This is a genomic window from Dyadobacter crusticola DSM 16708 (assembly GCF_000701505.1).
In the GTDB taxonomy this organism is placed as follows: domain Bacteria; phylum Bacteroidota; class Bacteroidia; order Cytophagales; family Spirosomataceae; genus Dyadobacter; species Dyadobacter crusticola.
This window is the reverse complement of record NZ_JNJB01000001.1, coordinates 703,129-715,912: the sequence shown is the minus strand read 5'-3', so window position 1 is coordinate 715,912 and position 12,784 is coordinate 703,129. Positions and strand designations below refer to the sequence as shown.

Below are 12,784 nucleotides of genomic sequence, written 5' to 3'. Positions count from 1 at the left end.
TTAGGTTTTCATATTGTACTTCCGCTGGACGATGCTAATTAGTCCAGAAAACCACTTTTACGAAACCCAATCATCAGCCCTGTTGAATGCCCGTACAAATCCCCATAGTCAGAGGCAACACTTGTGAAAATGCTGCTTCCTCTTAGTATTCTCAGCCTTTTCTCCACGCTCAAAATGACCGACGCCTGTTGCTTAACCGAATCAAATGAACTGATAAATGAGCCTGAATTCCGGGAATATGTTCCTTTAAATGCCCATTCCAAATCAAGCCAGCTCGCTGTTACTCCTGTATGAAACGCCCACACACGATTATTATTGGTAAATTCAGACCTGCTTCTCGGCAGATCCGGCCTCGTCTGGGAGGCAGCCGGGATCAATGGAGTACCTATTCCACTACCATAATAAGACCAGCCGCGGGTAAATAAATAGCTGTTGTAATAATTACCTTTTTCGAAGATAACCAGGCCGGAAAGCGGGTTCTTGTTCGTCTGATTTTTGGTACCAAGCACTTCAAACAGGAAAGACCGGAATGCGAAAAACTTTGCACCCTTCGGTAAAGGTTTCAGGCGCTTCATACTAATTCCATTCAGACCGTCGGAAAGGTTGATTACTTTAAAAAGAGAGCCGGATTCGTAGATGTTTTGTCTATACAAGAAATACGACCATTCTTTCCCCCTCCATTCTCCACCTATATCTACGGTGCCGAAGTGATTTCCGATTTTGCGGTAGTCAACAGTTTTTCCGATAATGGTATAAAGGTAAGCCTTGGGCGGACTAAGCTCACGGATTGGCATTGTTTCAGCCTCACCACCCCAGATAGCCTGGTGGTTCATACCCAGGTAAACCTTGTACCTGTCCTGGGGCTTACCCACTCTGAAGTACAGACTTTTATGATGAAAATAGGACCTCGGGACGCGACTGACACTTCCATAATTGATGATACTGGCCCCCAGATAGCCATCGGAGTAGGCAAATTTAAGTGCCACGATATTATCTGTAAAAAACAGCGGCAGATATTTGGGTATGGAAACCTGCACCCGGGGTATTGGGCGTGCATTACCTGCCATCGCCAGAGAACCGGAGCTCATCGTTGTGTCCATGAGCCCGGATACCATTCTTTGCTGACCGGCAAGGATTTCTACCATATTGAACTTTGCACTCAGGTAGGCGTCGGAGAGGAACACGTTACCGGCTTTCCCGTAACTGGCAATAGCTTGTACACCGCCGCTCCACTGGAATGTTCGTGGGTTGTTGGGGTTGAAGATCTTATAAACGCCAATGTCTGCCAATCCGAAGTTTCCGCTCAATGGAACACTTCCGTGCTGATTTGCAAATTGCCAGAACGGAGTCTGAGCAGTGGCGCCTGCAGCCGAAATAGAGGCTTTATAATAAAGCGTTGAGTCTTGAGAATAAGCGCTTAAAACAAAGCAAAATGTACAAAGAAATAAGCAGATTCGGCGCTGACAAACTGGAACGGGCATTTAAGTATATAGAAGTTATTCCTCCGTTGATCAATTGATAATTCATCAAAGTTATCGGATAAAACCGGATTTTCTCCATCCAAGCAAAACAGCTGCGCTCTTCGGAAATAACTCTCCAAAATCTGCGGCAAGCATGATTGCGAGGCGGTTGCTTTTGGTAGCAAAAATCGGGCTAGAAATGTCGAGAAGCAGTGAAGTTTGTTTGATTGTTCTTGAGAATGGAGTATTGTATGTGCCGAAATTCTGCGAGTAGCTGCCTTTGACGTTGAAAAAGATATCATTGAAAGATGCAGAAATCGCGCCATGGTAGGCGAGTAGCCGGTTGTTTGGCGTGAATAATGCTGCATTATTCCGGAGTTCTTTCCGCACCATAGATTGTGAAGGAATAAACGGTGTCCCGAAACTCCTGCCGCGATAAGACCAGCCCTGGCCATAGACATAATGGTTGAAGTAGTTATCCCTGCCGTATGTGCCGGTAGTGAAATCAAAAACTTCGCCGCCCTGATTTTTGGTATACATATATTCGAGCAGAATTGTATTCATATGGAAGCCGCGCTCCGGTGCGCCAGATGAATTTCGCTTGAACCTTAGTCCATTCAGACCGTCGGCTAGGTTGGATAAGTTGATGAGAGAACCATCTTCGTATATGCTTTGCCGGTAAAGCAAGTAAGTCCAGTTGTTTCCTTTCCATTCCGCCGCGACATCGATCGTACCGAAGTGGTTCCCAACCCGGCTGGCGGCCCAGGGTTTGCCGAAGACAACATAGCCGTAAGCTTCTTTGGGTTGGAGGCCGCCCGTGAAAATCTTGTCTTCACCTCCCCACATTGCCTGATGGTTGAAGCCCGCAAAAAAATTGAGCCGGTGTTTCTTACCACCAAGTTTAATGTAAAAGGATTTCTGATGCAGGTAGGTTTGTTCCACGCGACGGACATTTCCGAAATGAACATTTGCAGCGCCCAGAATACCGTCGGAGTAAGAAAACCTGAATGAAAGAATATCGCTGAATGGAAGAAGCTTGACAAACCGGCGGGTACGGATTTCGACTTTAGGATAAGGCCGGAAGTTAGGGGACATTGCTACTCCTCCGACACTAAGCAGGCTGTCGGACAAACCCATATATTCCTTCCGCTGACCGACGCTTAATTCAAATGGGCCTGCACTTCCGCCTATAAACAAATCCGAGAAGAACAAGTCGGACTTTCTACCTGCACTTGCAATGAGCTCAGCACCTGCAGTCCACTGGAAAAAGCGGGGGTTATTTGGATTGTAGATCTTGTAAAAAGCAGCCTTAGCTAACCCGAAAGAGCCCTCTTGAGGCACTGTGCCAAACTGGTTTGCATGCATCCAAAAAGGTATTTTGGATGTAGAGGCAGCACCGGAAATCCCAAGGGAATAATAGAATGTAGAATCCTGGGAAAATATTTTGGAGGAGCAGGCTGATAATAAAATAAAGCCCAGCAGTAAGGTCCTCATCGGGGTTGATGTCAGAAGATGGAACAAAGTGACAGGCAATTACTACCTGCCCTTTTTTCCAAAAATCACAACTGCGGTAAGCAGGATTATTCTTAATTCCAGGAACAATGTCCAGTTCTTAATGTAATAGAGATCATACATCAACTTGTGCCGCGCATCAAAAACGCCGGCTCCATAGGAGTACATAACCTGAGCATACCCGGTAATGCCCGGCTTGATGTTATGCCTCATGTTATAGTAGGGGATTGTTTCGTCAAATGTCTCCGTGAAAACCTGACGTTCTGGCCGTGGACCGATCAGTGAAAGGTCTCTTCTGAAAATGTTAATGATTTGAGGTAGTTCGTCAATGCGCGTCTGCCGCATAAAGGAACCGTAAGAGAATGTACGGGAATCGTTCTTTTTAGAAAACGACGCGCCATTCTGCTCTGCGTCCAGCCCCATAGAGCGGAACTTAATACAGAAAAAAGATTGATTATTCATCCCAACACGCTCCTGGCGATAGAAAATCGGCCCGGGAGATTGCATTTTGATGCGGAAGTAACTTAAAATCCAGAGTGGAAATGTGAGAAGAAAGAGAATAATGGAAATGGAGACATCAATAATTTTCTTAGGATATCTTACTCGTTTTCCGAAAGTGGGCATCGTTGACAAGTTTGGATTTGTCTCCAAAATGTCGTCAGGGATATAAACTTTTCTCAGGCTTTTTTCACAAAAATCGTAAACAGTTGTGATACGAATTGATTTGTTTTTACGCACAACCAATTCATAAATTACCCTATTTCTTCTGTCGTAATGGGGATTGGTGACGAGATGGACCTTTTCAAATTTATCTAGTAAAGGTCGTACTGTGTGGTTGATCAGATAATCGTCGTCGGATGAATGCGGTACTAGAATTATTTCTCTATAAATCCTTCTGAGATGCCTGAAGTCATTTTTTTGGAGAAAGTAATCATAGCTTGTGATTATCAGAATCTCATCGGTAGAGGCATTTTTGCTCAGCAGTCGATGTACATACTTTCGGTTAGAAACAGAAGTTTGATTCATATGTGTGCGGCATTGTATAGTTTAAAAGCGTGTGCAAAAGAGATGCAATAATAATCTAAAAATCTCTAATAAAAAATATTCGGGTCCTCACAGTGAATGTTCGGCATGTCTCATTTATTAACAAGACAATTATGTGAGAATAACTTATATCGCAAATGCTTCAAAGGGGAGGTTTTTTGATTCTCTTGAAAGGGAGCTGTTTGTGCATTCTACCGATAAGCCTACATATTATTTTTTTTAATCTGATATTGTGTTTGGTAGAATTCGCGTATTACTCTCCAGAGATATTGCTGCTCGAAATTTTCAAGTACAAACTTTTGCGCTAATTTTCCCATTTCTTCACTTTTTCGGCGATTCTCTATTAGCTTCTCGCATGCAGATACAATCGCTTCCGCACTTTTAGGCGCTATGAGAAATCCGGTTTTCCCATCTTCAATCATCTCGTTGCATCCATTTATATTGGTTGCAACACAAGGAAGCCCCATTGCACTAGCCTGAAGAAGTGCCTGCGGGAAACCCTCCCTGTAACTTGGAAAGACAAAAATATCAGATGCTATTAAAAAGCTCCGTACGTCTTTTTGATGTCCCACAGCTATAATGGACGGATTATTCTCGATCTCGCTTTCCGTTGTCGCTTGGAGTGGGTTAAGTTCTTCGGGCGCGCCGATAAGTAAAAGTTTCAGCCTGGTGTGTTTACTTTTTAAGAGGAGGAAAGCCTTCACAAGTTCGTTAACACCTTTGTAGAAAGCCAATCTGCCCAGAAATCCGAGCACAATGTCGTCAGGCTGAATCCCTCGTTCCAGCTTGAACCTATTGGCGTCTTCCACTACGGAACTCGTTCTGGCGAAGTAGTTGAGATCTATTCCATTACTGCTTCCATTTCCAAGAACAATCACTTTTTTGTCATCGGGTAACAAGTTTTTCAAAATGAATATTCTTAGCTCCTGGGAATTAGGTAGTACCCAGTCTGCGCACCAATACGTGAATTTCTCAACCCAGTTGAGCAGAACTCTTTTAGCACCATTTACTTCCATTAAAGGCAAGCCCGCGACAGTGTGGATTTTGACCGGAACCCCACACAAAACAGCAGCCAACATGCCCACCGTCCCAGCTTTGGGAGAATGCGTGTGAACGATGTCAGGTTTGATTTCCCTGATCAGCCTAATTGTATGAAATAGTGCTATCAGATCCTTAACCGGGGTCAGTTCACGTGAAAGTGGAAGCGGGAAAAATTTCGCATTCTGGTCTCGCTCCAACTCTGGGACATGCGAATCTGGGGTAGCAGCCATGTAGACGTCCATGCCATTTTCCGACATGTATTTGAGCTGTCCCTTCAGTAATAAACGCAACGAATAAGTTTCGGTCGAGATTCTAAGTAATTTGATCTTACCCATGTTGGCCAACCACGCCTTTAAAATAGGAAATTGTTTCTTTCAACCCTTCCCGAAACAGTGTTTCCGGATTATAGCCGAGACCTGATCTCGCTTTCGAAATATCAGCCAAACTGTGCTTGACATCACCTCTGCGTTCCTGAACAAAACTAGCTTGCAAAGGACTGTTTAGCTCATGGGTGATGCTTGACACTAGCTCGCGCAAGGTTGTTTGCTCGTTACAGGCAATGTTAAACACCTGGTGTTTGTCTATATTTTGCGACAGCAGAGCTTTTATATTTGCCTGAACAACGTTTGAGACAAATGTGAAGTCACGAGATGTAAGTCCGTCTCCATTGATTGTAGGACTCTCTCCTTTAAGAACCTGAGTGATAAATAAAGGGATTACAGCAGCATAAGGTCCATTGATGTTTTGTTTTGGACCGAAAACATTGAAATATCGCAAACCTACGCTATGAAAGTCGTATGTCCGGGAAAAAACATCAGCATATAATTCGTTCACATATTTGGTGACAGCGTAAGGGGACAGCGGGTTCCCGATTATTTCCTCCTTCTTGGGAAGCGATGGACTATCGCCGTAAGTGGATGAGGATGCTGCATACACCATTCGCTTTACTCCGGATTCCTTAGCGGCTTGTAGCACGTTCAAAAATCCGGTGATATTCACATCATTTGTAGTAATAGGGTCATTAATTGAGCGCGGCACCGAGCCCAGCGCGGCTTGGTGGAGGACGTAATCTATACCTTGCATTGCACGAAGGCAGGTGTCGAAGTCTCTAATATCGCCTTCTATTAACTCAGCCTGACCGTTTTCTATGAATTCAGATATATTTTCTAAATAGCCCGTTGATAAATTGTCCAGGATTAGAATCCTCTGAGCTTGATGCTGAGACAGATAATCTACCAGATTAGATCCAATAAATCCAGCGCCTCCGGTAATCAGAAATGTTGAGTTGGTTATATCCTGTTGATGATATCGATTGAATTTCATGTAGGTTGTTAAGTCTGATTACTTGTCTTAAAGACGGGATGCCACTTTGTTTTTTGGGAAAATACCTTTCACATCATATATAATGGGACCATTGGCGCCACTTGAAATTTCCAGGTTCAGAAATTGATCATGTCCGACTGCGGCGATAATGCCTTGGTAGATGGACAGGTCAGCGGGATAATCTACCAATGTTATTCCGTATTCGTGTTCCACTTCACTGCGATTAGCCCAAGGATCATACACATGCACATTCATCTCGTAGCTTTCTAGCTCGCGAATAATATCAATAACACGGCTGTTCCGGATATCTGGGCAGTTTTCTTTGAAGGTTATGCCAAGTACAAGCACTTCCTGTCCTTTGATTTTTCGATCGTTCTGGATGAGCAGCTTAATGAACTGGGTGGCCACGTAGGGCCCCATTGAGTCGTTTAGTCGGCGACCGGCCAGAATTATTTCGGGATGATAACCTACTTCTTTGGCCTTTTGTGCAAGATAAAATGGGTCAACTCCAATGCAATGCCCGCCTACAAGTCCCGGCTTGAACGGGAGAAAGTTCCACTTCGTGCCTGCTGCTTCCAGAACTTCACTTGTGTCAATTTGAAGCAGATTGAAGATTTTAGCAAGTTCATTAACAAAAGCAATGTTAATATCGCGCTGAGCATTTTCGATCACTTTTGCAGATTCAGCAACTTTTATGCTGGAAGCCTTGAATGTTCCGGCAGTGATGATGGTGCTGTAAAGTTCATTTACCTCGTCTGCAATCTCCGGTGTAGACCCAGACGTGACTTTTCTGATTTTTGTCAGTGTATGGTGTTTGTCGCCAGGGTTAATTCTTTCCGGTGAGTACCCACAAAAAAAGTCTTTATTATAAGAAAGGCCTGAGATCTTTTCTAAGATCGGAACACAATATTCTTCTGTTACACCTGGGTATACTGTTGACTCATAAATAATGATGTCGCCGGGCTTTATTGCACGCGCAACCGTTTCTGTCGCTTTTCGAACAGGCGTCAGGTCAGGATTGTTAAATTGATCTACTGGGGTTGGGACGGTGATAATATAAATAGCAGCTTCACTAATGTCATCTACATCGTCCGTGAATCTAAGTTTGCTGGCAGACTTCAAGCCTGCTTCATCTACTTCAAGTGTGCGGTCAAAAAACGTTTTTAACTCATTGATGCGTTGGAGATTAATGTCTAACCCAATGGTATTAAACTTCTTTCCAAATTCGACTGCGAGTGGTAGCCCGACATACCCGAGGCCCACCACACAGATTGTCTTGTTGTTTTGGTGCATATAGTCTATTAATGTCTATCTGCCACAAAATTAGCGATACTCTTCAATAATTTTGAAACATCATCGAAATTTCAGGTTGCGTATCTATCGTAGTGTCTGATTCACGCTATATTTGGTCAACGGGTCAAATAAAAGCAAGACAGCTCAGCCAGTAAATGAATGATCTACCGGCTGAGCTGTCTTGTATGACCTTCTAATTATGGAACCACTGTCCAGGTTCCGATCTTTTCAACAATTGTCCAGGTGTTGTCACTTGTTTTCCGAAGTCTCAGCCTGCTACCAACAACCTTGCTAGTAATCCACTTTCCATTGGTTGCAGAAAGAGGCATAATATTGTCGGTTGCATTTGGTATAACATAGATATTGTTTGCTGACTTAACTTCTACAGTTACTTCAGGCCATCCTGCATTTACCTTACCCAGTGTGATATTCCTTGGCCCAACAGATTTTTCATTTGTGTAATACGGCCTGTAATAGGTATAGTCCGCCAGACTATTCCATGAACCAAGTTCGTGAAGCATGGTTCTATTCGCGTCTGAAAGTGAGAGTTCGGCATTTACAATCATGTTGTTTGATGGGAAATAATCACCCGATTTAATAGGATCCACTATGCTGCAATTCAGGATTTTATTTGTACTATTCCAGTCTTTGAAGCTGAATGCACGTGTGCTAAGCTTTGTCTCGCGCTGGTCCGTTATAGTTGGATGGATTATATGAATATTCCCGATATTAGTGTCTCCTGTATCATTTGCCTCACGATGAATATAGAATGCCGCGCCGGCTGTTGGCGATGTACTCGCGTTCGAGTTGCAGTTTATAACAGTCGGGCTAAGTAACATTACTGAGCATGCGCGCGAACTCCAGTTCCTGGCTACGAACCCATTCAACTTCGCATTCTTCCAAATCGGGCTTTGAATCGTTATAGTTCCGCTCAGTGTATTTCTTACAGTTGTGGCTAGCATCCCATATTGGCTCCCATCGTCAATATGATTTGATATTGTAACTTCAACATTGTAGCCGGTTCCAGCAAGTGCCCCCGGACTAATTACAATGCCCGGGCCCTTATTGCCTCCTGTTACAGGATTTGAAATTCTTATCCCTTCCAATCGTTGCCCGGTATTACTTGGTTCAATGTCTATTCCTGCCTGAGGACCTTCACCATTTGTGTTAGTAAAAGTGGAGTTGATAACGTCAATGTTCCGAACTGAGGTAATGGAGAGTCCCTGCCTTCTGTTGTTATTAGCTGAAACGCTAACCAGTTTAATATTTTCGCTGATCTTTCTTACGCTACCAGAGCCTACATAGAATCCATCTCCCCCGCTGTCGTTTGCGGCCATGCCTTCCAAAACTACATCAGCTACACCTTCCATAGAGAAGATATGTCTGTGCTGGCCGGATGTATACTTTGATTTTAAATCCCTAAAGATTACGCCAGGGGCCTTGATGGTAATGTTAGACGCATCATACATGAACATCATTTTCTGCGATGTTGCCAAGGTTCCCATACCTTCTACAATCGTACCTTCCTCGAACGTAAGCGTAGAATTGCTCCAAATGCGTATACTTTTTATTTTGTAAGGCGAACTTCCTTTCGGGAAAAACACATTGCGGTATTTCGCATTGTCAAGCATCTTTTGAATGGCGGCTGACTGATCATTTGTCCCGTCAGCTACAACACCAAACCATCTTACATTAACTGCACCTTCATATACACGCTCATACCTTCTCGTGCCTGCAACCAGCGTCATTGCGCCATCATCCGTCGCAGTGGAAGTGCGATTGTACTTGAACAAGCCGGATCTGCCTTCGTCAGTGATGAAAACGGATGAAGCTGTATCAGCTACACCAGCCCTTAGCTGGGCAATGGTGAGATAGGGTATATAGTTTACCGCCGCAGTAGCAGCGACCCTCGCGTTCAACTCATCATTTTCATTAACAACTCCCTCGTCAGGTTTGAAGGATAGCTGCGACACGGCAATATAGGTGCTCTGATTATCCGCTTTCCGATGACTGCGTAATAGCTGAAAGACGCCATCGCCTGAGTTGCGTGTAAATTTCCCTTTTACTGTAAAAGCAACATGCGGCTTAGCTGATGAAAGCTCTGCGCCAACAAAATCAGAGAAGGTACCACCGGTCTGTTCAAAGCCGTCGGGCAGAACCAGTTTCAACCGGAATGCGTTTGATCCTTCGAAAACGAATACGGTGCTTGCGGTAAGGTACATGTAGCTTGCCTTGATGTCAATCTGGAACTCTTCATTTAAGCCGACGTGGGTAGCTTGTGTACCGATAGAGAATTTAATCGGGTCTATGAGAGGTGCAGCGCTGACCGTGTAGTAGACATTAATCAACAGAAGCAGTAAGGTTGCATTTAGGCGTGTAGTGCTTTTCACAGTTTTGTAGTTAAATAGGATTGTAATTTAACTACAAAACTATTTAAAAAGTTCTACAAAGAAAAATATAAATTATTAACTAATTCTATCAATTCTGATTCAATATTGTAGATAGAAGGTTAAAAAGCGCATGAATTTGGCGGTACGACCATCAATGCGGTATTTTTCCATAATACGGTAATTTTCAGCTTTTTAGCTGAAAAGATAAGCAACCGAAAGTTACAAAAGTTGGGAAGAAATAAATTTTGATGTGTAGTGAATATCTGTACCACTGTTAATAGAATATATTCTACTTTTAAAAGCCTGTTGTTTGGAGAAACGTCAACATAAAAGCACTAAAAATATGATGAAATCAGGATTGTGTAGATTCGATTTGCTCGATGAGGGAATCTGCGTACAGCTTTTTAGAGGCGAAATGGGCGTGGCAGTTAGAAGACAGTTTTTGATACAATTGCGGATCTCTGACGACGCTTAAAACTTTGGCATAATCCTGATTTCTCTTTCCAGGATTATGGATGTCGATGAAAATCGCTGATTCCATATCTTTAGAATAATTTACAATTTCGCCGACAGGGGATACCACACTTACAATGCCGCTTTGCATTGCCTCGGTAACGCTCATCGCCATGCCTTCATTGAAGCTTAGTTGAAGATAAAAGTGATATGACGGGAAAGTCTCCCATCTGTTCGAGCCGGTAACCTCACCTTTAAACTGGACATAGGAGCCTAAGTTGTTTTCACCAACAAGCTGTTGCAGGCTGGCTTCGGTTCCATCATCATCCCTGCCGTATATGTCAAAATATGCTTCTACACCATTTTCATGCAGATATTTAATGAGTTGAATGGCGCCAGGTAAATTTTTAACCTTATTTATCCTTCCTAAAAACATAAAACGAACATTATCGCCGATCTCCGGGCCCAATGCTTTATTGATAAGCGGTGTAGGACGGGTAAGAAAGCTTACAACCTTAATGTCAGCACTTGGTTTGAAGTGGCTGGCCACGTACTTCTTCGTTGCGAAGCTATCTACTAAAACAATATCAGCGGTGCGCACAGCATGTTTGTTAAACTGCTTCGCCAAAGCGTGAGGGAAGTCTGTACTATGAATAAATGAATAAAGCTTGACTTTCCTGTTCAGTAATTTACAAAGTGTCCCTACCAGGGAGCTCCTCCAGAGCGAGCAGATAAGTACATCAGGCCGGGTTTGTAATACTGCGCGGACAAGTTTGGGAAGTACAAGCGGATAGAGGGGCAGCGGGTAATCTAAGGATATGAAAACGCGCTTTTCTTCCTCCGAAAGGCCTGACATAACTTGTGTGTTGATCTTACCCAAAACAATTACAGTGAGGTTGTATTGCTTGTTAAGCGTAGGAATTGCGGAAAGTAGTGCAACCTCTACACCTCCAATCGCGATGCTATGCAGCACGTAGGTTACTCTTTTTTTTGAATTCAAGTTTAGCAAGGCTATTTTATTAAAACTTTGTTTCTCGAATTTGCCTGATCTATCATGCTCCTGATCTTCTCATTACCTGCCCGATTCTTTATGGTGTAAGCTTTGCCCTGATGGACAAGCTTCGCATTATTGAGGATGTACTTAACACCGCCTTTCATTTGCTCGTTTGTACCCTGGAAAAAATAGTAGTTCGGCTTGGGCGTATTTCGGATGATAGTTGGGTTAATAAACGTAACAGTTCCCGACACATCTTTAGCATGATAAGAAGTTGTATCACCACCTCCTAATGCAAGGGAGGCACCATACACCTTTGGACTGTCGGTGTAGTCCGTCCAGTTTTGAATGACAATGTCGATCTTGTTCACTCCACAAGTATTTTTTGCGAAAATGTTATGGAAGTTGGCTGTTGTAAGTACCGGTCCCAGGTTGTTGGTAGTTTTCAAAGCATTGAATTTGCAATTCACATACTTGCTGGTACAATCGTTAGGCTCAAATGACAGTGCCGTTTGTGGCTTAACAATCTTCGATTTTTCTTCTTCACCCGTACCTTCGATGGAAATTGCTTTAAATGTGCCATTTATAATCCCCGTTACTAACATTCCGACTCTTGTTGCATCGGTAATCGTCAGCTTATTAATCTCAATATTTTTGCTTTGCCTGTTCCAATGGACCCTCACCGTAACCCCATCACCGGAGCTTTTCTTCACACTTGCATTTGAAATTAGCACATTCTCAGGCGCATACATAGCAATCCCGGCACCATATTCTGACGTCTTATAATCAGGATTAGCTTTACTTCCGACAATATTAAGGCCATCGACGAACACATTCTTCACGTCCCACGCAATGAAAAGCATGTAACCATTTGTTTTCAGGCTTGAAGGACAAACGAGCGAGCTCCCCTTTGGGAAGTATAGTCGATTACCTGAATTTACAGAAATATGTCTTTTATAACCCTCGTATGATTCGTCGATTCCAATTGAAATCGCATACGGGGGAAATTTAACGTATTTGTGTTCTCGAAGAAATTTATTAATATGAGGTGAATAGTTGAAGTCCTTTAGAATTTTGCCGCCATTGAGGCTTTTAAGAAACGGTTCAATGTCTGTTCCGTACTTGATAGTGCTATCCCTTAATACTTGTTCACGTTTCTGCGCAAACGCACTTATATACATAAACGCGAATATGGTTAGTACTGTTAAAAAAGCTGATTTCTTCATAGTTTGAAAATTTGCCTAGAACAATGTCTTTGTCGTGGTATATATCAA

The 12,784-nt window shown here is 43.2% G+C and carries 9 protein-coding genes; all 9 read right to left on the bottom strand.

Annotated elements, in window-relative coordinates:
* Positions 1-38: 38 nt before the first annotated feature.
* The gene (locus tag Q369_RS0103130) at positions 39-1,307 is read right to left on the bottom strand and encodes a capsule assembly Wzi family protein (RefSeq protein WP_229206723.1); all 1,269 of its coding nucleotides are present in this window, start codon (positions 1,305-1,307) and stop codon (positions 39-41) included.
* A gap of 225 nt (positions 1,308-1,532) precedes the next feature.
* Positions 1,533-2,954: a capsule assembly Wzi family protein gene (locus Q369_RS0103125; protein WP_031526320.1), complete on the bottom strand. Its 1,422-nt coding sequence runs from the start codon at positions 2,952-2,954 to the stop codon at positions 1,533-1,535.
* A 42-nt stretch (positions 2,955-2,996) separates the two neighbouring features.
* Entirely contained in the window at positions 2,997-3,596 is a 600-nt protein-coding gene (locus Q369_RS29440) for a sugar transferase (protein WP_229206722.1), read from the bottom strand.
* A 623-nt stretch (positions 3,597-4,219) separates the two neighbouring features.
* Positions 4,220-5,392, bottom strand: a complete 1,173-nt coding sequence (locus tag Q369_RS0103115; RefSeq protein ID WP_031526318.1) for a glycosyltransferase family 4 protein — start codon at positions 5,390-5,392, stop codon at positions 4,220-4,222.
* Positions 5,385-6,380, bottom strand: coding sequence for an SDR family oxidoreductase (locus Q369_RS0103110; RefSeq protein WP_031526316.1), 996 nt, complete (start codon positions 6,378-6,380; stop codon positions 5,385-5,387). Before Q369_RS0103110 ends, Q369_RS0103115 begins: the two co-directional genes overlap by 8 nt.
* A gap of 27 nt (positions 6,381-6,407) precedes the next feature.
* Complete coding sequence (locus tag Q369_RS0103105) at positions 6,408-7,673, bottom strand: nucleotide sugar dehydrogenase (RefSeq protein ID WP_031526315.1); 1,266 nt, start codon at positions 7,671-7,673, stop codon at positions 6,408-6,410.
* Positions 7,674-7,870: 197 nt separating this feature from the next.
* On the bottom strand, positions 7,871-10,063 hold the full coding sequence (locus Q369_RS28180) for a hypothetical protein (protein ID WP_051663875.1): 2,193 nt from the start codon (positions 10,061-10,063) through the stop codon (positions 7,871-7,873).
* A 352-nt stretch (positions 10,064-10,415) separates the two neighbouring features.
* Positions 10,416-11,516 (bottom strand): glycosyltransferase family 4 protein, encoded by a 1,101-nt coding sequence (locus Q369_RS0103095; RefSeq protein WP_031526313.1) that lies wholly within the window; start codon positions 11,514-11,516, stop codon positions 10,416-10,418.
* Positions 11,517-11,527: 11 nt separating this feature from the next.
* Positions 11,528-12,736 (bottom strand): hypothetical protein, encoded by a 1,209-nt coding sequence (locus Q369_RS0103090; protein WP_035332859.1) that lies wholly within the window; start codon positions 12,734-12,736, stop codon positions 11,528-11,530.
* Between the last annotated feature and the right edge of the window lie 48 nt (positions 12,737-12,784).